We start from the raw sequence: 25,616 nt of genomic DNA, 5'->3' as shown, positions 1-25,616 counted from the left end.
TTAAATTAAGGATTTTTTTGTAGTGCAGCAGAGAAAAATCCGCCTTCACTGTCCTATCTCAATTGTCCTCTCGCCTCTTATCGACTTGATAATACTAAATCTATAGATTAAAGTTTTTAATTTATATATACTATAAGTTAAGTATATGAAGATTTTATATTGTGCTGCATAGGAAGTTACTATAAATTTTATAATCTACATATAATCTTTATAAAATTTAGCTATTATAAAGAATAGTATATTAATATGACTTGAGGTGACTAATATGAATAAAATTCTTATAGTAGAAGATGAAGAAAAAATATCTAATGTCCAAAAGGCTTATTTAGAAAAAGAAGGTTACGAAGTATATACATCAACTACTGGGCTAAAAGCTTTGGAATTATTTGATTCAATTGAATTTAACTTGATAATACTTGATTTAATGCTGCCAGATATTCAAGGAGAAGAAATATGTAAAATTATAAGAAATAAATCTGATGTATATATATTTATGGTTACTGCTAAATCTGCATTAGAAGATAGAATAGAAGGTCTTAATACTGGTGCTGATGAGTATTTGGTTAAACCTTTTAGTCCAAGGGAATTGGTTGCAAGAGTTAATTCCCTATTTAGAAGATTGGTATCAAATAATAGTTCCATTTTATCCTTTGATAATGGAAATTTAGAAATTAACAAAGATGGCAGAATTATAAAAGTTAAAGGTCATGAAGTTTCTCTAACTCCTAATGAATTTGATATTTTATACGCTCTTGCAATAAATAAAGGAAAAGTTCTTACTAGAGAACAATTAATTGATAGGGTTTTCGGTATGGATTTTGAAGGTTTTGATAGAACAGTAGATGTTCATATAAAAAATATAAGAAAAAAAATAGAAGAAGATAATAAAAATCCTAAGTATATACTAACAGTTACGAAACTTGGCTATAAGTTTGGTGGTGAGAGCTAATGTATAGTATTAGAAAAAAACTGAGTATTATAATTTTAATCTGCTCTGTATTAGCTGCACTTCTAACTGCTATTTTTGTAAATGTTACAATAAACAATAAATTCAATAAGTATATGGTAGATATTCAAAATAAGAGGAATAATAGAATAGTGCAGTACTTCGAAGAAGTTTATAAAAGTGATAAAAAATGGACATCAAATTCGGGAAATGAAATGAGGCATGAAGCATATATGAGTGATTATTGCTTAACTCTCCTGGATTCAAATAAAAAAACAATCTGGATGATGGACCCAAAGGACATTAAAGGAAAAGAACATTTTAAAGCTTTAAGTAATAAAAGTGGTGTTTATATTACAAACAGTTTTCCAATTAAATATAATGGAAGTATTGTTGGATATGTAGAAATAGGCCAATATTCTTCAGTATTATTATCTACTGAAGACATAAATTTTAAGTTATCCATTAATAAGGGAATTGGTGCTAGTATCTTTTTAAGTCTTCTCATTGTAATAATTATAAGCCTTTATATTTCAAAACAATTTTCAGTTCCCATAAGAGAAGTATCTAATATATCTGTAAACCTATCTAATGGAGATTATAATTCTAGAACTAGTGTAAAAACAGACATATTGGAAATTGAAAAACTTAAAAGCAGCATAAATACTTTAGGGGAAAAACTTAAGCATCAAGACCTATTAAGAAAAAGACTAATTTCTGACATATCTCATGAAATAAGAACTCCATTAAATATTCTTCAAAATAACTTAGAAGCTATGATTGATGGAATTTTCCCTGTAAATACAGAACAACTAGAAGCTTTAAATGATGAAGTTATTAGATTTGGTAAACTTTTAAATAATCTAAATACCCTAAAAAAATTTGAGTCAGAAACAATTTCTATTAATAAGGAAAAAGTACCTTTAAATGAGCTGTTATCTTCAATATGTGATGATTTTTCAATTGCATTAAATGAAAAAAACATAGAACTAATCTTCAATACTAAATCAGGTAAAAACTATAATATATTTGGAGATACAGATAAATTAAAACAAGTATTTATTAACATTCTATCTAATGCAATAAAATTTTCAAATATTAACGGAAAAATTTGGGTTAATTTAACTAAAGTAAAAGAAGAAATTATTGTTGTTATACGAGATACTGGAATGGGAATTCGGAAGGAAGATTTACCTTTTATATTTGAAAGACTTTATAGAGGAGATAAAAGTAGAAATAAAATTGAAGGGAGCGGACTAGGTTTAACCATAGTAAAGGATATTTTAACTTTACATTCAGCTTCAATTAACGTTGAAAGCGAAGAAGGGAAAGGATCTATATTTACTATAAGATTTAAGGCAATTAATTAACATTTTAAAAACAGCCTAATGATTAAAGCAATTTTTCATTAGGCTATTTTATGTATATTCTATATATACTTAGAGTTTATTGCTTATTTGTTGAATTGCCGCCAGACATAAAACTGCAGCAATTTCCTCCACCAGTTGGTGGAGCAGAAGGATCTGGTTTAGATGTATCAACAGAATCTAGGTTGTCCACTACTCGAATTACTCCTGTTATCATACCCATCCAACAGCTAAAATTTATATCTTTATCCTTTGGTGTAAATTCTATTATATTTTCACCATTATCAAGCTGCTTTTTTATATTCAAAGCTGGTACTATAATTACATTGTTACAAGAATTAATTTGTTTTCCATCTATTGTCCATTTAACAGGTACATCTTTTTTTACATATATAACATTAGGTGTATATCCATTTCCATCTGCAGTAATATTCACAACTTGGATTTCATCATTTAAAACAGCTTTTGTGCTATTGTAACTAGCTGCAAGTGATTCATTATTTCCAGTTAAAGGAGAAATTATAGTTTCAGCTACATTTACTCCCGCTAAAGATAAACCTCTATTACCCATTATAAGCCCTAAAACTATTACAAGGACTCCACTAAATTTTAAAACTTTTTTAGTATATCCTCTATTCAATAGTCCTGAAACTGTGCCAAAAGTTAACATTAAAGGCACTGTACCTAAAGCAAATATAAACATGGAAATTGCACCTTTAGCAGCACTACCCGTACCAAGTGCATATAATTGCATAGTTTGAAGAGGTCCACAAGGCATTAATCCATTTAAAATTCCTATAATAAGTGGAGTTTTAGGTTTATTTTTTAAATAACAAAAGTTCCAAGGAAGTCTTATTTGAAGCCTTCTAAATAAACCAAAGCCAGCCATGTTAAATCCCATAATAATCATGAATAAACCAGCAAAAATTTGAAGAGCAGCTTGAGTTTTTATAGATAGTGAAAGTATAGATCCTAAAGCACCAATAATTCCACCTAATATTGTATAAGATATTACTCTTCCAATATTATAGAGAAGTGCAGGTTTAATTGCTTGAAATTTATTAGTACTCTCATTGGATAAACTTTGAGAAATCATTATTCCACCACACATTCCTACACAATGTATAGAAGTAAGCACTCCCACTACAAAGAGTACAAAATATGTGGCTCCTTTAAGCATGTTGTTCATATCAAAACCACCAGTAGAATTACCTATAAAAATAATAGTGAGCACCACTATTAATATTCCAGCAATCCCTAGATTAGAAGATTTTTCAGTGCTATAACCTGCACTATGTATAGAGTTTTTTATATCCTTTAAGCTGCAAAGTTCAGAGTCATATTCTATTTCTACGCATTGTTCATTATAATTGGCTTTAACATTAAAAACTCCTACTAATCTTTTTAATGTTCTTTCTATACTTTTTTCACAAGATGTACATGTCATATTATATACTTTTAATCTTATATTTTTTATACTCATAAATTCACCTCATTAGTATATTATTACTATGAAATTTTTATATTTTTGTTTAATAAGTACATATAGGTGTATTCCTTATAGTACAAACATATTTAATGATTATAATATACATAATAGTTATGTAGAAGTTATGAAGAAATTTCAAATATACTTTTTAAGTAACCCTATAAATTTATAAATAAAAGGTGAACTTTAGCTTAAAATACTATTTTCACCTTTTATCATACTTTAATTTTATTTTCTTTTAATATTGTAAAACATATCTAAAATACATTTGAATCAATAGTATTTTTTCCTTCACCGTAGTGATTTAATCTTGTTACTGCTGGACCTTCTATAATATCACCTTCAAAGGTAAATTTTGTTTCATAAGTTGAATCAAGGCAGTAGGATTTTGATATTAAGCCACTATTATTAATACATTTATTTTTATCCATAACTTCACTTCCTTATTATTTCTTTAAATAAATACATATTTTTATTTTGTGTTTCCCTAATTAAAAATATTTATATTATTAACATTACTTAATGCAAACTACATCATATATTCTGTAACCATAAGTCTACCTTAACAACAAATATTAACATTTTTAAGGTTGACTTTTCCAAATATTTATTATATTATGAAATAAATTTACGAACGGTCGTAAGGAGGAACTTAAATGACCATTAAGGAAATAAAGAAAGCTGCTCTACTAAACTTTACAGAAAAAGGTTACGATGGCACTTCACTTTCTGATATTGCTCAAGAAGTTGGAATAAAAAAGCAATCAATTTATTCTCATTTTAAAAGTAAGGATGAACTATTTCTTACAGTTATGAAAGAAGTTATTGACGAAGAAACTAAATTTTTACATCAGTTTTTTTCTCATTATCATTCTGACTTAAAAAGCTATTTGGAAGATTTTATATTAAAGTTTAAAGAACGATATGTAAACAATGAAGAATGCAATATGAAATTTGTACTGCGTATGGCTTATATGCCGCCAGTTCATTTAAGAGAAGAAGTGGTTTATAATTTCAAGTTATACTTTTCAGAACTTGAAAATTTACTAAATGAATTATTTTTAAGTGAAGAAGCTTTTTCACAAAAAGCTGAAAGATCTACCCTTTCTTTTTTGACTATTTTGGATGGACTACTGGTAGCATTAATGTATGGAGGAATTGAAAGATTTAATCAAAAATTTAAAGTTTCATGGGAGATATACTGGAACGGCTTAATCAATGATTAAATTCTTAAAATTTTCATTTAGAAAGGATTGGTGGGATAGTACATGAATGAAAATAAAATTTCCGAAAAATACACTTACATCATTTTAATATTTACCCTTATTTCAATCACTAGCTGTATTATATTAAATGTATCCTTATTTTATGGTTTTGCTGCTAGCATAATTGTTTCCATATACTTGTGTGTAAAAAGCGGCTTTTCAATAATTGAGCTTTTAAACATGATAAAAAAAGGACTTTATGAATGTAAATCTCTTTTTATTTTAATGCTTCTAATTGGAGCCATGGTTTCCATATGGATGTCTTCTGGAGTTGTACCAACTATGCTGTATTATGGACTTAAATATATGCAGGGTACAAATTTTCTACTTTCTGCTTTTGTACTTACGTCAATAGTATCAATATTTATGGGTACGGCATTTGGAACCATAAGCAGTATAGGAATTGCATTATTAGCACTATCAAAAATATTTGGTATACCCAATTATATTCTTTTAGGGGCCATAGTTTCAGGAGCTTTTATAGCAGATAAAAGCTCTCCATTATCAAATCTTTTTAATCTTACCCTTGAAACTGTAAAAATAAACTATAAGGAAGCCATAATATCCATACTAAAGACATTAATTCCAACTTATTTTATATCTGCATCAATATATTATCTTATAGGAAAAAAATACAGTATAGTTGCTGCAAATTCTAATATAGATACATTTATATATGCTATTGATAAAAACTTTGTTGTTTCACCTTTAATATTTCTTCTGCCCTTAAGTATTATAATCATGTCATTTTTAGGAATTAAAATGTTAAAATCAGTATTTTTAGCATTAATTGCTGGAATAGTTGTTTCTATTGTTTTTCAAAAGACAAACTTTAATCATATTATCACAGCTGTATTAAGTGGTTACAGTATAAATACCAATTCTGTTCAGTTAAATACAGTATTAGTTAGCGGCGGTATGGTGTCTATGATACCTGTACTGCTTATAATAGCAGGTGCAGTTGGTTTAAGCAGCATATTTCAAGAAACTGGGCTTATAATTCCTATAATTAAGAAAATAACTTTTAAAATTAAATCAAGTGAAGAACTTATTTTGAAAACAGGATTAATAAGCGGTGCCTTAACAGCCATAAGTGATCAAAGTGTTGGCATAATACTTCCTGGAAAACTTTTAAGCAATAAATATAAAGAGCTAGGGATTAATAATTCTACTTTAGCTAGAACTATGGCTGACACCGGTGCAATTATTGCTCCCCTTATTCCATGGAATGTAAATTCATTATTTATATTTATAACAACTGGAATTCCTACTACAGCCTATGCTCCTTATGCAATATTATGTTATATTTCACCTTTAATTACATTTATTTTTGCTTATTGTGTTTCTAAATTCCATCAATCATAATTACTGAATTACCTCATGCTTTAAATTTTTTTGTACAACATATTTTTTACTTTCCAAACAATAATTAACAAAACCGGGATAATAAGACCATATGTCATACCATAAGGAGCCCATCCAAAAGCATTAAACTTTCCTTGATAAATAGTATCTTTATAAACAAATTCTGATACTATTGATACAATTAACCCAAGTGGTATAACTAACATCCTATAATTTTTTAATCCTAATAATTCACAAAGTCCTGTTATCCCAGAATAAAAAAATATTATATTTATCATAAACTCTGTAGTAATCCATACTCCAGCAATTATAAATTCCATACGAGTAAATACAATGGCAACATTTATTTCCTTAGCAAGCAAATATGTAGGATACTGTACTACAGATGTTATTTTGCTACCTAACACTAATATTGACATAAACATAGCAATAAAAAACAAAAAGCACGACCATATATATCCTTTTAAAATCGATTTTCTAGCTTCTACTGTATTATTAGTATTTATTGGATAGATCATCATTATACTAATAACAGGAAATGTAAGATAACATATCAAAAAAACTGCACTCTTTAAAATTGGAATAATACCATTTTCAAGCACAGGTTGCAAATTTTCAAACTTAGCATTAGGCAATACAAAAAGCATTGAAATGATAAACAAAAAAGAAGAAACAAATATAAATACTTCAGATGCTCGTGCAATTGTTTCTAGGCCGTACAGTACTCCAATTACAATCCCAAATACAAATATTAAGTTAATTATGTATACTGGTGTTTTGGACATAGCTTCAGTGGTTAAAAAGTTGCCAATATACCAAGGGATACAATAACTAGTCATTATACATAAAAATACATACCCTGCTGAGATAATAGATCCAACCCACTTCCCTAATATCTCTCTCATTATTCCTATAAATGTCATATTGGGATATTTGCTTCCCAAAAAACAATATATCCATAATATTGGTATACCTATTACAGGTGTAAGTAAAACTGCAATCCATGAGTCTTGTTTTGATATACTTGCTATTACAGCATTCAATATAATAATTGTGCCTCCAAATGAAGCACTAACAGTTAATGTAAATAATTGATGATTTGTGATTTTTATTTTATTCATGCTAATACCTCATAAAAAATTTTACATAATACATTAGGTCACTTTACTCTCATTTTATTTTTTATTATACTTATGATTAATATAATTATTGGCAATACAACAGCAAAAGTACCTATCCATAATACCCAGGTAGTACTATCCCATTCCGCTTCATATGTACTATTTGGATAAACAACATTAGAAAACACCACAAATATTAATCCAAGTGGTACTACTATTCTTTTATAATCCTTAAGTCCAAGTAATTGTGAAATTCCTATAACCCCTCCATAAAAATATAGTAATGCCTTAGAAAACAATGTTATAATCCAAGCTGCTGATATGATTGCTTCCATCCTAGTAAAAACAATACCAACATTAATTTCTTTTGCAAGAACATATGTTGGAAATGCTGAATTTGCCGCAATATTGCTGCCTAAAACTAAAATGGACATACTGTTATACATGAGAATAATAAAAGATCCCCATAAATATCCTATAAATAAAGGCTTACGTGCATTTTTTATATTATTGACATTTAGTGGATATATCATATTTAAAACAACTAATGGCCAGGTAGTATAACTTGATAAAAGAACTGCTCCCTTTAAAGCAGGCGTAATCCCCTTTTCTAAAACGGGCAATAAATTTTCAAACTTAGCATTAGGACTAACCAGCATAAGTGACAATATAAACATAAATGAAACAATATAAACAAATATCTCTGAAGCACGTGCTATTGCTTCAATACCATATAATGCTCCTATCACAAGAGCAATAATTATAATGGTGTTCACTGCATATATAGGAGTATTTATTAAACTTTGTGTTTTAATAAAATTTCCAACATACCATGTAATTTGTGGTACATCTAGTAAACAAATAAACACAAAAGCAGCAGATATAAAACTTCCACACCATTTTCCAAATACTGAACAAATTATATCAACATAGGATTTATTAGGATATAGACTAGCTAAATAATAATACATCCAGACAAAAAACAAACCAAATAGAGGTGTTAATATTGTACAAATCCATGCATCTTGTTTTGCTATTCCTGCAAGACTAGCAGACACAACAATAATAGAAGTACCACATGAATAATTTGCCGTTAGTGAAAATAACTGGTGATTTGTTATTCTAGTTTTATTTATAGTAACCACCTCATTTTAATAATTCTTTTATAATACTACTAAAAGGAGAATACACCCATTGTACAAAGTCCGAAGGGTTAGGTATATCAACATTAAGACTTTTTAGTATTGCAAGTACTGTACCAAATACAAGCAATACTATAAATGTATACAGTTCTCTATAAAGTTTTTCTCTTAACATTTTGGGAATTTCCACAATACTTAATATTGTGCTGAATGCCAATACAGATAAAATAGATACTATCGCCATATTACTATTTCTCCTTAATAAAAAATGACTTTGTTATTTCTCCAAGCTGATTAGTTTTCACATTAACTGTAATGTTAACAGGTATATGTACAAATTCACTATCCCATTTATCTTTAATCTTTGCCCATAACTTAGGATTTTTTCTATGTACTGCCTCTCCAAAACCAAAGATATCGCTTTTTAAATCATTTTGTGCTTTATTTAATGCTTCTTTACATATTAATTCTATTTTTTGCTCACTTAATCTATTTACTAAATCTTTATTTTCTTCCTTTGAAACATCAAAATCACCTTCTACTGCTCCAATCTTTTGCTTTACATCTATTTTTACATTAATAACAGGTTTATTATTTATTATGGAAGCTTTTATATCTGATTTGGAATCTATAACATCACCTGTAATTTTCACTTTATCTCCGTAATATGTATGATCTACTGTATTCTTTACATCTCCAACAATATAATTATATCCTTTACTTTCATCTTCATTTAACCATCCTACAAGTCTATCTTTTTTTAAAACTCCTAAGCTAGAATATTCTATTTTTTTAATTTCTCCACTTTCTTTTAAATTTTCTATAGATTTTGGGAAAGTCTCCCCTTCAGTAATATCAATACCTGCAATAACAGGATTTTTTCCATCAGAAACAATAGAATTAATAAGCTCAATAATTCTTATGGACTTTGTAGTTGCCCAAGTCTCACCAGATAATTTAAGTGAATTATACATAGAAATTCCAGGTATGGACTCCATAGGAGTTAGTACTTCCAAAACTTCCTTTGCAGTTTTATTTTTAGCTATTGCAAAATAAAAATCAGTACGATATTGATAATCACGTGCAAAATAATCAACTATATCCTTTATTCCACTTTCTGCAACCTTGTTACCGAATATCACCATTTTAAGGTGTGAATTATATATTTCTCTTGGTGATTTTGCTGCAATACTTTTTATTGCTTCTTCCAAATCTCTTCCCTCTCCTGTATATAAAACAACTGGCGACTGATCTATTGCTTTTTGGGAAGCTATGACTCTTGGGTTTATAACTTGTTCTGAAATTAAATATCCCTTTTCTGTTTTATCAATGCCAGTTGCCACAACAATTGCAAGAGTGTTTAGTTCTTTACTGCTCCAACATCCAGTAAAACATATACTTGGTATTAAAATAAAAGTAATTAATATCTTTTTAAAATTCATATATATCACCTTAATTCTGGTTTTTTCTTTTGATTTAAGTCTGCAGCATCCTTCTCATTTACTCGTGAAGCAATAGTATTGCCAATTCCTGCTGGTCTGCATTTCATTTTCCATAGTGGAAATCTGAAGAATGTATCTTTATTTCCACCTTTCACCCTTGGTGCAATTGGAGTTAAATATGGAACTGTTATAGACTTTATTTTACATAAATGAAGTACTAATATAATTAATCCCATAAACACACCATATAATCCAAGTGCCCCTGCTAAAAACATCAAAATGAACCTTATCGACCTTATTGCATTTGACATTTCATAATTAGGTATAGCAAAACTTGATATTGCTGTTATTGAAACAATAATTACTATAAAAGCTGATACAATACCAGCTTCCACTGCCGCCTGACCAAGCACTAATGCTCCTACTATTGAAATGGCTGATCCTACAGCTCTTGGCATTCTTATACCTGCTTCTCTTATTATTTCAAATACAAACTCCATAGCTAAGGTTTCTATAAAAACTGGAAAAGGAACGCCTTCTCTTTGGGCAGCTATACTTATAAGTAATGGTGTAGGAATCATTTCTTGATGAAATGTTGTTATTGCTATGTATGTCGCTGGTGTTAAAAGAGTTAATAAAAAAGCAATAAATCTTAAAAAACGCATCATTGAAGATATAAGGTAATGATGATAATAATCCTCACTTGATTGGAAAAATTCAAACATAATTGCAGGAGCTGTCAATACATAAGGTGTTCCATCAACTAAAATTGCTACTTTTCCTTCTAACAAAGCCGCAACAACAGAATCAGGTTTTTCTGAATTTAAGAATGTAGGAAATATGGAATATCTATCATCCTTAATTAATTCTTCAATATACCCACTTTCTAATACAGCATCAATTTCTATTTTATTAAGTCTATTTTTTATTTCCTGTACAATATCATCTTTGGCTATTTTATCAATATACATTATATTTACTGCTGTTTTGGTTATACTTCCTAAAAATAAATTCTCCATTTTTAACCCTTTGTTTTTTATTCTCTTTCTAATAAGCAAAACATTGATACTTAATTTTTCTGTAAATGAGTCTTTAGGTCCTCTTATTATTGTCTGCGAAGTTGCCTCCTGAATACTTCTTCCTTCATCAGTATTAGCTATTATTGAAAAAAATTTATCATATCCATTAACTAAAAATACAATATTACCTAAAAGCAGCTCAGCATAAAGATTTCCATAATCATCATCCTCTTTTAAATCTCTTATACCAGAAAAATAATTTACTAATATATCAAAATCTATATTATGTTTTGAATTGTCAAAGTCTATTTTTAGTCTTGAAAGTTCTAACGATAATGAATTCATAATTATTTTGTCAGTTAAACTTTTAATACATATAGTTGCACAAACAAAATCTTCGTTACTATCGAGCGTGAAATAATCAATTTTAAAATCACTAATACCGCTAAAATCAATTTTTATTCTATTTACATTTTCATTTATATCTTTGTTAATTTTTATACTTGCATTATTTTGATTTATATTATTTGTAGATCTTGATTTGAAAAATTTCATTGCTGCAATCTCCTTATATTTAAAGTGCCTTGCTATATGTTTTGTAAATGTATCAAAATATATTCTTATTAATACACAAATTTCTAAGTAAGAAGTTCCTTAGTAATTCTAACTCATAAATTCTCCAATTATAATTCTACAAAATAAAAACAGTAGTCAATGTATTTTCTAGAAACATGGCATGCATCTTCATAAAACTAACAAAAATTAGAGCATCTTCAAAAAATACTCTAATTTTTCATTTCATGTATATTTATTATTTCTAATTCATATAATAAACATGGCAACTATTGTTGTAGCAATCAAACCTATAATAACTGGCTTTAGATTCTTCTTAGCTAACTCAAAAGGATCCACTCCGCATATAGCTGCTACAGGTATTACAGCCCATGGTATTATAGTTCCTCCACCAACCCATATAGCTGCTATTTGCCCTAATGCAGTAAGAGTAGCTACTCCTCCACCTAAAGCTGTAGAAAATAGCTTTGCTACAGAACCTGCTAAAGATATTCCTGAAAATCCTGATCCATCCAAGCCTGTAATTGCACCAACTATAGTAAGAGTTGTAGATGCAATTGCAGAATTAAGAGGTACTAAATTAGCTAAACATACACCTAAATCATTAACTATACCATTAGAATGAGCTGGTAATATTTTTCCAAATATTTCAGTAAAAGCTGAATCTCCTAAATAAAAAAATGCAGCTATAGGTATAACTATACCAAATATTTTAAAACCAAACTGTAATCCTTTAACAAGATTATTTGTTATTTTTTCTAAAGCTTCATTTTTATATGTTACTATAGATAGGAAGCTCATTATAAATATAGCTGTTCCACCTATAAGTGCAGTAGCATCTCCTCCCTGTAGTTTAGCAGTATACATCACAAATATATCTATTGCAAATAATAACAAAGTTATTAATGCCAAAATTCTCTTAAAATTCTTTGAGAGAACTACTAAATTATTAGGTTTCTTCTCGTCACTTTCCTCTTCTATTGTATATTCTGTAGATATTTTTTGTAATTTAATATCTCTCCTAAGTAAATAAAATGCTGTTATAGTAGTTACTAATCCCATAGTAATTACTAAAGGAATACTTGCACTAACCACACTAGATACTGGTATGCCTGCTGCATCTGCTGTAAGCTTAGGTGCTGCTTGAATTATATAGTCACCTGACAACGCTACACCATGACCAAACAAATTCATTGATATCGCCACTCCTATAGCTGGAAGTCCTACCTTTTTTGCTATAGGTAAGAATAACACTCCTATTAAAGCTACTGCTGGAGATGGCCAAAAAAACCAAGAAAGTATCATCATAACTATACCAATAACCCAATATGCAATCCAATAATTTTTTATTATTCCTTTAAAAGGAGCTACTATTTCTTCATTTATACCAGATTCTATTAAGACATTACTCATAGCAACAATAACTGATATAATAAATATAGTCGGCATAAGTTCTTTAGTAGCATAAACAAAACTATTAAACACTCCCATAGTAGAATGATACAAAGAACCTGTACCTATTAATCCAAGTAAAAATATACCCAATATGCAAATTAATGAGATGTCTCTTTTCTTAGCCATAGCTGCAATAATTATAAATATAAAAATTAAATAGATATAGTGAAGGGGTGTTATTACTACGCTCATCTTTTCCCTCTTTTAAAATTATTTTACTAATAGATTATGCATTACTCATATATAAAGTGATATTGCATACTATAGCAATATAATATTTAAATAAAATTTATACTATGTTAAAAAATAAAATATTAACTTCAAATACATTATAAGTATTTTTATTTGATATAGTTTAAATTTTAAAATAAGAGTAAAATTAAAATAATATTAAATATATGACAACTATTTACGGAGGTATATCATGACTATTAAAAATGTAAAAGTATCTATTATTGGAGCAGGTTCTATTGGTGGACAAACTGCTTCTAATCTTATGCAATGTAATGTTGCATCTGAAATTGTTATTATAAATAGAAATAGAAATAAAGCTGAGGGTAAAGCCATAGATATTTCTCATGGTGCTGCATTATTTGGAAATACTAGAGTAAGAAGTGGCAGCTATGAAGATATAAAAGATTCTCACATTGTTGCCATTACTGTGGGACAAGTTGCAGGGAAAAATGGTTCCAGACTAGATGTACTAAAGGATAATATTGAAATATACAAATCAATTATCTGTAACATAATAAAATATAATAAGGATTGCATCATAGTACTTGTCACCAATCCAGTAGATATTATGGCTTACACAGCTTTTAAGCTTTCTTCTTTTCCCTCAAATCACATTATTGGCACGGGAACTCTTCTTGATACCTCAAGATTAAAATATTTTATTGGAGATTACTATGACATAAACTCCAGCCAAATTGAAACATGTGTAATTGGAGAACATGGTGATTCACAGGTAGCCTTATGGAGTCAGACAAAGATAAATAATATTCCCATTAAAGACTACATTAAAAAATTTTCTAATAAGAATTTTGATGAAAAAGTTAAAGGCTTCTTAGAAAATAAAACTAAAAGAGCCGGTTGGGATATAAGGGATTGTGATGAACACAGCTGCTTTGGAATATCCATGTGTCTTTCTAAAATAATTGAAGCAATTATTTTAGATAAAAAAATAGTACTACCTATTTCAACTTTCTTTAAAGGTGAGTATGACATAAGTGACATTTTCATGGGAACACCTGCAGTTTTAGGGAAAAATGGTGTAGAAAAAATTGTAAAACTTCCTATTTCTCCATCAGAAATTCAACTTTTACATAGTTCAGCCTTGAACATAAAAAATTATATTAGTAGTATAGAAAATATTATATAAAACATATGATTCATTTGGTTAATAAATAAACTTCATGTAAAAGAAAAAAATTACTGATAAAATATATGTTTGTCAGCAATTTTTTATATGCATTAGCTATAAATATTTTTAACATTTTCACTGTGCACCAATACTATTTCATCACCTTAAGTTAAAGTATTTTCTTTTAAACTCGATACAATAAATAGGAATATTTAGTTTAAAAATGTTAAATAATCCAATTTACTACACAAAGAAAGTAATCAAATATTATATTAACATTATTGATAAAAAGTTAATTAGACACATTTAAAGAAAGGTGGAATTTTTATGACATCAGTATTATCTACTAATTATAATTATAATTTAAATAATAACATTGAAACAAAAAATACTGATACTACAGCTGCTTCAAAATTGACTACTGAATTAACATCTAATACTAAAAATAGTTCTGTAGATGATTATATTAAAGAACTTTCCAGCAAATTTCCTAATTTAAAATTTCAAGTAGGATTAGGAGGTCTTGCACCCGGTAAACTTATGCCTCCTGATGTTAAGGGTTTAGGAAATGTTAGAATAGACCCTACTTATTTAAAAAAGGTAGCCTCTGACCCTAAAGCTGCAGAAGATTTAGAAGCAAAACTTCAATGGGAGCCTGCCGCAGAAGCTTGGCTAAAAAGTATGTATGCTCTACAGGGTAGGAGAGTAGTATCTACTGTTACTGGTATTGATAAAAACGGTGATTTTTTTAGTGGAGCAATTACTGAACCTATTAATTCAAAGTCAAATTCGGATTCCGACTCAAAATACAAAAAGGAACCTGGCAAGCTCTCACCTATAGATCTTAATGAAATATTACAAGAAAATTTCAGAAAATTAACAAAGCAAAAAGAAGCAGAAACTAAAAGATTGGATTTAATGTCTGAAACAAACCCTAATGCTGCAAACTTACAAAAAAAAGTTGCTAAAAATTATAATAAAAATCTATTTAATAATTTTAATACAAATTTAATTAATTCAAATAGATAATTTAAATTTTATAAAAAATCAAAATCTGTTTTTTATTTAAATCAAATTTTGATTTTTTTAATTTATCATATCTATTAATATATAAGAATCACATCTTTCTATTCCCATTTTTATCGAACAACCTTCTTAAGTGAATTTCTGTTAATGGTATGAAACATAAAAGTCCTATTATTGATATAGTTGTTGAATTCTTAAACGCCCTATCAAAGTCACCTATATATATTACATCACATATTACTGCTACTATTAAAGATGAAGCACCAATGTATACAAGTAGAATTGCTGCAAAATGATTTCCTTCGTTCCATATATCCTTATTTTTCATAGAAAATGGTGTTTTATAACCATACCAGCTATTTATATGCTCCGGGGGAAACAATTTAAGTATAACTCCAAAGGTAATGAGAATTGCTCCTATTAAATACTCAGAATGTAACATAATACAATTCCTCCTTTTTAGCATATTATAATTTTCACTTAGATTATACCATAATTCAGAACATGTACCATACACACTTACTTAACTTTTTTTAATACAACATCACTAAAAGAAATTCCAAATGCCAAACCTAATGCAATAGAAATATTTCTAAATAAATTCATGCCTGAAGGCCTAAAAATATAATCAAATGTATAGTTTAAAGCTCCAAATACAATAAATAAAATAAAAAAGCTAAAAACCCTTTTTCTTACATAATACCATTTAAACTTTTTCAAATTAAAAATTGTCACAATGGAAACATATACAATTAAAAATAAAGTTAAAAATATATATGATATTCCAAAGTATAGGGCTACTTTTCCAACTATATGATTATAAACTATCCACATCAAAATTATAGTTTCAATTATAAATACAATATAAAGTATTTTGGTCAAAACTGATAATATATCTTTTTTCAAGTTATCCCCTCTTCCATACTACTTTCTTTATTATAACTGATTTTATATGTAAACTCATCTAAATATATACTGATCTGTAATACTTTTAAATATTAATAACTCAACTTTTGCAATTAGCTTATCAAAACCTTATATTTGCAAAAATTGAGTTAATTATTACCTTATAGCTTTTATAGGATCTAATTTTGAAGCATTGTAAGCAGGAATGATTCCAAATACAATACCTGTAATTACAGAAGTTAATGTTGCTCCAATAAAGCTGCCAATTGTTAATATAGGTTTAAATGGCAAAAATACTCCTATTATTTTAGATAATAAGTACCCTAGAAGTATTCCAATAATTCCACCCATACCTGTTACTATAATTGATTCAAATAGAAATTGCATAAGAATACTTATTGGCTTTGCTCCTATGGCTCTTCGAATACCAATTTCTTTTCTTCTTTCTGTTACAGAAACATACATAATATTCATAACTCCAACTCCACCAACAAATAAGGAAATTCCTGTAACAAAAGCAATAAACATAGTTATTCCACTTATTATTTTTTCAAAAGCTTTTGTTATTGCCTCTGGATCTTGAAGCTTATATTCACCCTTAACTTCTGGATGAGAAAGCTTTAGTTGTTTTTGTACATTTTCAAATATTTGATCTTTATTACTTTTACTATTGATGTATATATTTATGCTGTCAAAGGATTTGTCAGAATTAATTTCTTCCATTGAATGTTTTTCTATAGTACTAGAGCTTAAATTAATATCCAAAGAGGCTATGTCAACAGGTGCCTGTACTCCTATTGCCTCAAACATAACTCCATTTACATTGATTCCTGAACCTATAGCCTTATCAACAGGATCAAAAAGTTTTTTTGCATCTTTATTACTCAATACAATAGAATTTATTTTAGAATCTTCTTTACTAAAATCCCTTCCATATTCTACATTTAATTTTTTATCATTATACTCATTTATAAATAATGTTGTATTTTTATCAAAATAAGTTACATTAGCTGTTATAGTGTTATTTCCCATCATACCTTGATTAGGTTCAACATTTTGTATTCCATCAATTTTTTTAAGCTCCAAGCAATCTCCTTTATTAAAGTGCTCTTCAAGTTCACTATTTTTTTCTAAACCATCCATATTTATATTTTCTGCTTCAAAATATACAGTTATTTTATTTACTGAAGTATCTTTGGCTGATTGTGTTACTTGAGCTTTAAGACCTTCACCAATAGCTAATATAGTAACCACAGAACTGATCCCTATAATTATACCTACCATAGTTAAAAATACACGCAACTTATGAGATTTTACACTTAATACTGCTGCCTTTATCAAATTGATTATTGACATAATCAAACCTCCTGTACAAGAAAACCATCCTGTATAGAAATAATCTTATTTCCATATGGTCTTAAATCTAAATCATGAGTAACCATAACAATTGTTCTTCCTTCATTATTAAGCTTTTCTAAAATATTCATAATATCTCTGCTTGTTCCACTATCTAATGCACCTGTAGGCTCATCAGCAAATATAATAGATGGATTATTTACTAATGCTCTTGATATAGCAATACGCTGCTGTTGTCCTCCTGAAAGAAAACTTGGCTTCTGATTTATCTTATTTGATAGTCCTACAAGCTCAAGCTGATCCTTAACCAATTCATGTCTTTGTTTCTTGGATAATTTGTTTTGATACAAAAGTGGTAATTCTATGTTTTGTCCTACTGTTAATGATTCAATAAGATGGAATTGTTGAAATATAAAACCCATGTAATTATTCCTAAACTCTGAACGTTGATTTTCATTTAACTTAGTTACATTTTGCTTACTAAATATATATTCTCCTTCATCAAAGTCATCTAAAAATCCTAAAATATTCATCAATGTAGTTTTACCACTGCCTGATTTTCCCATAATTATTAAAAAGTCACCTTGTTCAATTGAAAAGTTTATATTTTTTAGTACATGCAGCTTGTTTAAACCTAATTTATAATATTTTTGTACATTATTAAGTTCTATTATCTTATTCAATTAATTGACCTTCTTTCAAACTTGCAGCAGCATTTTTTACTATAACATCATTCTCGGCTAAACCTGATTTTATAATACTATATCCATTTTCAGATTTTTCTACAGTTACAAATTGTTTTTTCAGTTTTTTCTCTACAACTCTATAAACAAATGAATCTTTACCATTTTTTATAACCGAAGCATTAGGAATTTTTATAGGTTCACTTGATAACTTACAAGTTGCCTGTACATGAAATCCATCTGTAAGATTTTGTTGATTATCACAAGTTATATTTACATCATAATAAGATATATTTCCTTGTGCTTGTGCATTGGCAGCTGCTGCTATATCTGAGGTCACTGGTCTGTCACCTACAAAGTTAATCTTTCCAGTTACTGATTTTTTAAGAGAAATAATAAATATATTCACTGGATCACCAGCTTTTATCTTTGGCTGATCCTTTTCACTAACCTTTCCTTTTATATAAAATGTAGTTGTTTTAAGAGTTAATATAGGTGCATTTTTATCAGGTTCTGAATTACCCACATATGCTTTTCCATCAAAATCTGCCACAATGTCAATGTATTTTTTCTTTTCAAGAGAATTTATTTGATTTTTAAGTTCACTAACTTGATTATTTATTGACTTAGTATCAATAATGGAACTCTTTTCACTTTCACTAATTAATCCACTTTGATTTTTCTGCATTTCAATAGTTTTTATTTGGTTTTTTACTTGTTCTATTTGTACATCTATTTGATCATTTTTATATGTAAATAGTACATCTCCCTTTTTAACAATTTGTCCATTTGATACCTTTACCTTATCAACTACACCTTTACCTGCATCTAAATAGAAATCTTTTGATATTTCAGGAGATATCTTTCCATCTATAAATACCTTTTCTGATGAAGTTATAGTATATTTTTCAATTTTTTTATCTTTATTATTAGCTTGTTTTGACTTTAATCCTGCAAAACAAACTATAGCTATCATTATTATTGTAACTATTGTGATTATAATAAGCTGCTTTTTCTTCATTTAAACACTCCTTGTACACTGTATGTAATTAAGGTTTGTACTAATAAGCACCTTAAACTAATTGCCTTGAACACTTTGTTCCATTCTCAATTTTTGAATTTTTAATAAAGAGTATACAAAAAAACAATTTATTAAAATACCTATCACAGAACCTATAATCACTCCAGTGGTAATCTTCTGCAAAGATAAACTATACACAATAGATATAAGCTTCACTGGGAGTATAGCATATATACACATTTGACTCCAAAGCCAAGCTCCTATAAGTACCACTAAATATATTGCACCTATTACAGTTGTTATAGCTATTGAAGTATTACTACTTGCTAAAGAAGGATCTAATTTTACAATAAATTTATTTATAAAAAAACTGCATATATTTATTATTGAACCCAATATTAATAGTATAAAAATACCATTTACCAAACAACCTCTTTTTAATTTAGAATCCATTTTTTTACCTCTTTTCTTATTTTCTAATTTTAATTATATGATTCTCAAAAATAGAACATAATTTATACTAAGTTATATAAGAATTGATTATATTATTCATAGTCACCTCCATACCAACCTCTTATCTTAATTAACTTTCATTTATTATGCAAATTATGCTTCTATATTTAATCTTATATAAGTATGCTTTAGTTAAACTTAGCGAAACCTTAATATTACCTTAAACATCACACTATTAATAAGCTTAACTTTGCTATTTCTATTTTCTACACATATTATTATATAAATTTTTTTTGAAAATCTTCTAAACTTAATAATTTCTTTATAATTATTGAATTCCAGTTAATTTTAAAAAACGAAAAAATTATAGGCAGCCAATGCCACCTATAATTTTAAAGTGTTATTAAATTAGGCCGTGCCTTTCTTATTCTTCATACATGACAATATTATAATAGTAGTTATAATACATATTGTTCCTGTCCACTGCCATATACCTAGTGGAACATGTAACCATATTACAGATAAGAAAGCTGCAGACAAAGGCTCCACAGAAGATAATACACTTGTTTCTGTTGGTTTTATATATTTTAAACTTTCTAAATAACAATAGAAGGCAATAACAGTTCCAAATAATACTACAAATATAACTGCAATTATTGAATTAATGCACCATGTACCTGTAAAATTCCACGGTGCATGAATAAAACTAAAGGCTACTCCTCCAACTAGCATCCCCCATCCAACTACAAGAGTAGATCCCCATTTAGCAAGAAGTTTATGAGGCTGAAGTGTATAAAAAGCTGCTGCAAAAGCAGAACTAATTCCCCAAAATAATGCTAACTTAGAAATCGATATACTATGGATATTACCTTTTGTAATTATAAAAAATGTACCTAACATTGCTAAAACAATAGCTAAAACTTCCTGCAGACTTGGAATCTTTTTAGTACGAATAGTTAAATAACAAGTGATTATTACTGGTGATAAATATTGAAGTATTGTAGCTGTGGCTGCATTTCCATACTTAATAGCAGCAAAATATGTATATTGTACTCCTAACATTCCTATAATACTAAAAAGTATAAGGCTAAGTATATTGTATTTAGTACTCCATATTTTCCATATATCTTGTCCTTCTTTTATTAAAGCATATAATAATAATATTACCCCTGATAGTAATAAACGAATTACAGTTAGCCACTCTGCAGTAAAGGCTTTTTGTTGAAATAAATATTGAGCAGCAGTACCTGATACTCCCCATAACATAGCACCTATAATTACAAGTATTATTCCTTTTATCCTTAATTGAAATTCCATTTATTATCACCCTTACTCTTTATATTAACTTCTTTTGTTTAAAAATTTTATAAAGGGTACTATGAAGACATTTCAAATAGCTCCATAAATACACAATGTCATACAAAATCACATTTTACTCGCTTTATAGATTATAACATTTACTATAATAGTTTATATGAAAATACCATAAAATTCAAAGTTAAATTAATGTAATTACTACAAAAAAGCTATTTTACCATATAAATCAATTTACATAGTAAAACAGCTTCTTTATGTTTTTAAATTTAATTTTAGTATATGAATATTATGCTTGTTCTATTGAAACTACTTCATAACCTGCATCTTCAATAGCAAATTTAATGTCAGAATCTTTAATTTCACCACTAGCTTCAACTACAGCTGTTTTAGAATCTAAATCTACAGATACATTAGTTGCACCATTAATTTCCTCTAACGCTGTTTTTACATGATTAACGCAATGTCCACAACTCATTCCTTCAACAATTATCTTCTTTTTCATAAATTATTCCACCTTTCATTTTACAATTTTATATAGATAATCTATACTATATTGATGGCTTAAAGCCTTTCAACCTTAAAGCATTACTTAAAACCGATACGGAACTTAAACTCATAGCAAGTGCTGCTATCATTGGATTTAAAAGTGGTCCTCCAAATATATGCAGTACTCCCATAGCTATTGGGATTCCTAAAGTATTATATCCAAAAGCCCAAAACAAATTTTCTTTTATATTTTTAATAGTTTTCTTGCTTAAATCTATAGCTGTAACTACATCCATTAAATCACTTCTCATTAAAACTATATCTGCAGATTCCATAGCTACATCTGTACCGAAACCTATAGCTATACCTATATCAGCTTGTGCTAAAGCTGGTGCATCATTTATGCCATCTCCAACCATAGCAACTTTTCTATTTTCTTTTTGAAGCTTTTTAACTTCATTAGCTTTATCCTGTGGTAAAACTTCTGCAAGTATTCTATCTATTCCAACCTGTTTAGCTATAGCTTCAGCAGTTTTCTTATTATCTCCAGTTATCATAGCCACTTCAATTCCCATAGAATGAAGCTTATCTATAGCCCTTTTACTGTGTTCTTTAACTGTATCTGCCACAGCAATTATACCAATCACCTTATTTTCAACAGCAACATACATAGGCGTTTTTCCTTCATTTGCTAGAGCCTGAGATTTTTTCTCCAATTTTTCTAAGGAAATATTACTTTCAACCATGAGTTTTTTATTGCCAAGCAATATTTTACTGTTTTCTATGGTAACTTCTATTCCATGACCTGGTATAGCTTTAAATAAATCTAATTTTTTTAATTCAATTTCCCTATTTTCAGCTTCTTTAACTATTGCTTCTCCTAAAGGATGCTCTGATGATTTTTCTCCTGAAGCTGCTAATTGTAATAAATAGTTTTCATCTATATCTGAAATTGTAACTATATCTGTAACCTTAGGATTACCTTCGGTTATAGTTCCTGTTTTATCAAATACTATAGTTTGAATTTTATGTGCTGTTTCAAGTGCAGTACCACTTTTTATAAGTACGCCATATTCAGCACCCTTTCCAGTACCAACCATGATAGCTGTAGGTGTAGCTAATCCCAAAGCACAAGGACAAGCAATTACCAATACCGATATAAATATAGTAAGTGAAAATACTCCACTTTCACCATATATATACCATGCTAAAGCACCAATTGCAGCTAATGTCATTACTACAGGTACAAAATATCCTGATATTACATCTGCCAATTTTGCAATAGGAGCCTTCGATCCTTGAGCATCTTCTACCAATTTAATGATTTGTGCTAGTGCTGTATCTTTACCAACTCTTGTAGCTTTATATCTAATAGAGCCATTTTTATTTATACTTGCTCCAATAACTTTATCTCCAGCACTTTTTTCTACAGGTATACTTTCACCTGTTAGCATAGATTCATCTACTGAAGTGATTCCTTCCGTAACCTCTCCATCTACAGGTATCTTTTCACCAGGCTTTACTACAATTATATCTCCAACCTGAACTTCATCTATAGAAATTTCTATTTCTTTATCTTCTTTAACTATAATAGCAGTCTTTGGCGCAAGTCCCATGAGCTTTTTTATAGCCTCTGAAGTTTTTCCTTTAGCAACAGACTCCAAATATTTACCCAGTGTAATAAGAGTAAGTATTGTACCTGCTGATTCAAAATATAAATGATAGTTAGTATTCCCTAAAAAAATTTCATATGCTGCAAAAACACTATATATAAAGGCAGCAGAAGAACCTATTGCTATAAGAGAATCCATATTAGGACTTCTTCTAAATAATGATTTAAATCCAACAGTAAAATACTTTCTGCCAACAATCATTATAGGTAATACTAAAAGTAACTGTATTATGACAAAAGCTTCAGGATGATCCATTGGATCTATAACCTTGGGAAGCATAAAGCCCATGTTTTCACCAATCATGGGTACCATAGCTATTATAAGAAGTGGAATTCCAAATGCAGCGGATATTATAAATCTGTTCCACAATGCCTTTATTTCCTTCTCCTTTTTTTCCTTATCTGTATCTACAGAAACTTCTTCTTCAAAAGCTTTATATCCTGCTTTCTCTATTGCTTTTTTTATATCCGAAAGCTTTACTTTGGAAGGCTCAAAATTCACATTTAATTTTTCTGTAGCAAGATTTACATTTGCTTCATATACACCATCCAATTTTTTCGAAGCTTTTTCTACTGCTTTTGCACAAGCTGCACAGGTCATCCCTTCTATTTTTAAGGTTCTATTAACTGCTTCTTCTGCTGCCTTATATCCAGCTTTTTCTACTGCCTTTTTTATATCAAAAACAGTAACCTTTGAAGCATCAAAACTCAAGCTCAACTTTTCTGTTGCCAAATTTACATTTGCTTCATATACACCATCTAATTTTTTCGAAGCTCTTTCTACTGCCTTTGTACAAGCTGCACAGGTCATCCCTTCTATTTTTAAAGTTTTAACTGCAGCATCTGATACCGCCTTGTATCCAGCTTTCTCTATTGCTAACTGTATATCTTCAACTTTAACTTTTGATTCATCAAAGTTTATATTCAATTTTTCTGTTGCTAAATTAACACTAGCATTTTCTACACCTTGTAGTTTTTTCGAAACTTTTTCTACTGCTTTTGCGCAAGCTGCACAGCTCATTCCTTCTATTTTTAAGGTTCTGCTTATCATTATCTCTTCCCCCTTTTGTTCAAATATGAATAACTTTAAAACTAATATTTATATTGTTAGTTTCTTTATAAAATATTACAACCTATAGAGTAATATTTTATTATTCAACTTTCACACATACAAAATTTAAACTTAATATAACAAACACATTGCAACCTAGCTTTTCAATTATATACTAATCTTTTAATAATTTTGCTAGTAATTCTATTATTTCATCTACCTTTTCATTACCCTTATTATTTATAAAAGCATCCTTTACACAATGATTAAGATGTTGTCTTAAGATAAGTAAATTAGCTTTTTTTAATAATGATTGTGCTGCAACCATTTGATTAGATATGTCAATACAATACCTTCCATCTTCAATCATTTTAATTATTCCTTCTATTTGTCCTTTGGAAGTTTTTAAAGCTTGTATGGCCTTCTTTTTTTCTTCATTCATATTGCATACCTCCCCACCCCCCTAGGGGGTGTAATTTAATTATATATCATTCTTAAATTTAATTCAATATCAATTTGAAAATAATTTGATTTTAACTTTCAATTCTATAAAAATGTACCCTATTTCCACTTAAACACTACCCTATTTTTTAAGTTTACATTTCGTAACCATTGTTACAGAATTTATGATTATAATGTAATATAATACTTATATTACATTATAATATTTAATTTATATTCAAAAAAATTTAACAACATTTAGGAAAGAAGATGATCAAAATTATGAAATTCACCAAATTGAACTTTAATGGTATAAATAAAAAAAGCAGTAAAAATTTCATAAAAAGAATAGCAACAGGCTCAAAAGCAGAAAAAGAAACTAAAAGAGATAGCTATGGTCATTGTGGTAACTATTCCACTAGAGTTTGCTTATTTTGTGGTAAATGCTGGTATAATGATCATACATAAATTAATTACTAAATCAACTTTCGCACATATAAAATTTAGCCTTAATATAAAAATTATGCGACACAAGCGTGTGTGTAAGCGAAGTAACTTTTAACTGTATTCCGACTGATATATGCTGTGAAGGGAAACTCACTTCACAGCATATATCAGTCTCCATACAGTTGAAAGTTACTTCTTAGTGCATTACGT

General features: G+C 28.5%; 24 protein-coding genes and 1 pseudogene. 7 read left to right on the top strand and 18 right to left on the bottom strand.

The genetic code is table 11. The annotated features are described in order from the left end of the window. The first annotated feature begins 265 nt into the window (after nucleotides 1-265). Complete coding sequence (locus EG57_RS0222835) at nucleotides 266-949, top strand: response regulator transcription factor (RefSeq protein ID WP_032079400.1); 684 nt, start codon at nucleotides 266-268, stop codon at nucleotides 947-949. Continuing rightward, a complete protein-coding gene (locus tag EG57_RS0222830; RefSeq protein ID WP_032079399.1) occupies nucleotides 949-2,316 on the top strand; it encodes a sensor histidine kinase in 1,368 nt (455 codons plus the stop codon). Before EG57_RS0222835 ends, EG57_RS0222830 begins: the two co-directional genes overlap by 1 nt. Nucleotides 2,317-2,407: 91 nt before the next feature. Here EG57_RS0222830 and EG57_RS0222825 read toward each other — a convergent pair. Both EG57_RS0222825 and EG57_RS26655 read right to left on the bottom strand, forming a co-directional pair. Continuing rightward, nucleotides 2,408-3,796, bottom strand: a pseudogene (locus tag EG57_RS0222825) (urease accessory protein UreH domain-containing protein); the annotation flags it as partial. A 263-nt stretch (nucleotides 3,797-4,059) separates the two neighbouring features. Further along, nucleotides 4,060-4,233, bottom strand: coding sequence for a hypothetical protein (locus tag EG57_RS26655; RefSeq protein WP_162531438.1), 174 nt, complete (start codon nucleotides 4,231-4,233; stop codon nucleotides 4,060-4,062). Between the two features lie 225 nt (nucleotides 4,234-4,458). Here EG57_RS26655 and EG57_RS0222820 point away from each other — a divergent pair, with 225 nt between their 5' ends. Beyond that, nucleotides 4,459-5,028, top strand: coding sequence for a TetR/AcrR family transcriptional regulator (locus tag EG57_RS0222820; protein ID WP_032079398.1), 570 nt, complete (start codon nucleotides 4,459-4,461; stop codon nucleotides 5,026-5,028). A gap of 42 nt (nucleotides 5,029-5,070) precedes the next feature. After that, the gene (locus tag EG57_RS0222815) at nucleotides 5,071-6,432 is read left to right on the top strand and encodes a Na+/H+ antiporter NhaC family protein (protein ID WP_032079397.1); all 1,362 of its coding nucleotides are present in this window, start codon (nucleotides 5,071-5,073) and stop codon (nucleotides 6,430-6,432) included. Between the two features lie 20 nt (nucleotides 6,433-6,452). Here EG57_RS0222815 and EG57_RS0222810 read toward each other — a convergent pair whose 3' ends face one another. The 6 genes from EG57_RS0222810 to EG57_RS0222785 form a co-directional block, all read right to left on the bottom strand. Next, complete coding sequence (locus EG57_RS0222810; protein WP_032079396.1) at nucleotides 6,453-7,553, bottom strand: GerAB/ArcD/ProY family transporter; 1,101 nt, start codon at nucleotides 7,551-7,553, stop codon at nucleotides 6,453-6,455. Nucleotides 7,554-7,591: 38 nt separating this feature from the next. Beyond that, nucleotides 7,592-8,698, bottom strand: a complete 1,107-nt coding sequence (locus EG57_RS0222805; RefSeq protein ID WP_032079395.1) for a GerAB/ArcD/ProY family transporter — start codon at nucleotides 8,696-8,698, stop codon at nucleotides 7,592-7,594. A 1-nt stretch (nucleotide 8,699) separates the two neighbouring features. Beyond that, nucleotides 8,700-8,939, bottom strand: coding sequence for a hypothetical protein (locus EG57_RS0222800; RefSeq protein WP_032079394.1), 240 nt, complete (start codon nucleotides 8,937-8,939; stop codon nucleotides 8,700-8,702). Nucleotides 8,940-8,943: 4 nt separating this feature from the next. Then, complete coding sequence (locus EG57_RS0222795) at nucleotides 8,944-10,137, bottom strand: Ger(x)C family spore germination protein (protein ID WP_032079393.1); 1,194 nt, start codon at nucleotides 10,135-10,137, stop codon at nucleotides 8,944-8,946. Nucleotides 10,138-10,142: 5 nt separating this feature from the next. Further along, on the bottom strand, nucleotides 10,143-11,711 hold the full coding sequence (locus EG57_RS0222790) for a spore germination protein (RefSeq protein ID WP_032079392.1): 1,569 nt from the start codon (nucleotides 11,709-11,711) through the stop codon (nucleotides 10,143-10,145). A gap of 267 nt (nucleotides 11,712-11,978) precedes the next feature. After that, nucleotides 11,979-13,376: a membrane protein gene (locus EG57_RS0222785; RefSeq protein WP_032079391.1), complete on the bottom strand. Its 1,398-nt coding sequence runs from the start codon at nucleotides 13,374-13,376 to the stop codon at nucleotides 11,979-11,981. Between the two features lie 232 nt (nucleotides 13,377-13,608). Between EG57_RS0222785 and EG57_RS0222780 the strand changes: the two genes are divergently transcribed. Next, nucleotides 13,609-14,565 carry an L-lactate dehydrogenase gene (locus EG57_RS0222780; RefSeq protein WP_032079390.1) on the top strand — a complete coding sequence of 319 codons (957 nt, stop codon included), beginning with the start codon at nucleotides 13,609-13,611 and terminating at the stop codon, nucleotides 14,563-14,565. A gap of 309 nt (nucleotides 14,566-14,874) precedes the next feature. Then, entirely contained in the window at nucleotides 14,875-15,576 is a 702-nt protein-coding gene (locus EG57_RS0222775; protein ID WP_032079389.1) for a hypothetical protein, read from the top strand. Nucleotides 15,577-15,664: 88 nt separating this feature from the next. Here the strand turns inward: EG57_RS0222775 and EG57_RS0222770 are convergent, their stop codons facing one another. The 10 genes from EG57_RS0222770 to EG57_RS0222725 form a co-directional block, all read right to left on the bottom strand. After that, nucleotides 15,665-16,015, bottom strand: coding sequence for an SdpI family protein (locus EG57_RS0222770; protein WP_032079388.1), 351 nt, complete (start codon nucleotides 16,013-16,015; stop codon nucleotides 15,665-15,667). Nucleotides 16,016-16,092: 77 nt separating this feature from the next. Next, nucleotides 16,093-16,479, bottom strand: a complete 387-nt coding sequence (locus EG57_RS0222765) for a hypothetical protein (RefSeq protein ID WP_032079387.1) — start codon at nucleotides 16,477-16,479, stop codon at nucleotides 16,093-16,095. A 156-nt stretch (nucleotides 16,480-16,635) separates the two neighbouring features. Beyond that, nucleotides 16,636-17,835 (bottom strand): ABC transporter permease, encoded by a 1,200-nt coding sequence (locus tag EG57_RS0222760; RefSeq protein WP_032079386.1) that lies wholly within the window; start codon nucleotides 17,833-17,835, stop codon nucleotides 16,636-16,638. A gap of 2 nt (nucleotides 17,836-17,837) precedes the next feature. Next, a complete protein-coding gene (locus EG57_RS0222755; protein ID WP_032079385.1) occupies nucleotides 17,838-18,518 on the bottom strand; it encodes an ABC transporter ATP-binding protein in 681 nt (226 codons plus the stop codon). Further along, nucleotides 18,511-19,539: an efflux RND transporter periplasmic adaptor subunit gene (locus EG57_RS25595; protein ID WP_052038055.1), complete on the bottom strand. Its 1,029-nt coding sequence runs from the start codon at nucleotides 19,537-19,539 to the stop codon at nucleotides 18,511-18,513. Before EG57_RS25595 ends, EG57_RS0222755 begins: the two co-directional genes overlap by 8 nt. Nucleotides 19,540-19,596: 57 nt before the next feature. Further along, a complete protein-coding gene (locus EG57_RS0222745) occupies nucleotides 19,597-19,992 on the bottom strand; it encodes a hypothetical protein (protein ID WP_032079384.1) in 396 nt (131 codons plus the stop codon). Between the two features lie 408 nt (nucleotides 19,993-20,400). Then, nucleotides 20,401-21,309 carry a DMT family transporter gene (locus tag EG57_RS0222740; RefSeq protein WP_032079383.1) on the bottom strand — a complete coding sequence of 303 codons (909 nt, stop codon included), beginning with the start codon at nucleotides 21,307-21,309 and terminating at the stop codon, nucleotides 20,401-20,403. A 286-nt stretch (nucleotides 21,310-21,595) separates the two neighbouring features. After that, nucleotides 21,596-21,811, bottom strand: coding sequence for a heavy-metal-associated domain-containing protein (locus EG57_RS0222735; protein WP_032079382.1), 216 nt, complete (start codon nucleotides 21,809-21,811; stop codon nucleotides 21,596-21,598). Between the two features lie 46 nt (nucleotides 21,812-21,857). Next, a complete protein-coding gene (locus EG57_RS0222730; protein WP_032079381.1) occupies nucleotides 21,858-24,518 on the bottom strand; it encodes a heavy metal translocating P-type ATPase in 2,661 nt (886 codons plus the stop codon). Nucleotides 24,519-24,693: 175 nt separating this feature from the next. Beyond that, nucleotides 24,694-24,960 carry a metal-sensing transcriptional repressor gene (locus EG57_RS0222725; protein ID WP_032079380.1) on the bottom strand — a complete coding sequence of 89 codons (267 nt, stop codon included), beginning with the start codon at nucleotides 24,958-24,960 and terminating at the stop codon, nucleotides 24,694-24,696. 281 nt (nucleotides 24,961-25,241) lie between these two features. Between EG57_RS0222725 and EG57_RS0222720 the strand changes: the two genes are divergently transcribed. Further along, nucleotides 25,242-25,427 (top strand): hypothetical protein, encoded by a 186-nt coding sequence (locus tag EG57_RS0222720; protein ID WP_032079379.1) that lies wholly within the window; start codon nucleotides 25,242-25,244, stop codon nucleotides 25,425-25,427. Nucleotides 25,428-25,616 lie beyond the last annotated feature (189 nt).

It is taken from the genome of Clostridium drakei (assembly GCF_000633595.2).
Lineage (GTDB): Bacteria > Bacillota > Clostridia > Clostridiales > Clostridiaceae > Clostridium_AM > Clostridium_AM drakei.
Note: the sequence above shows the minus strand (reverse complement) of the source record. Positions and strands in the feature narration are given on the sequence as shown.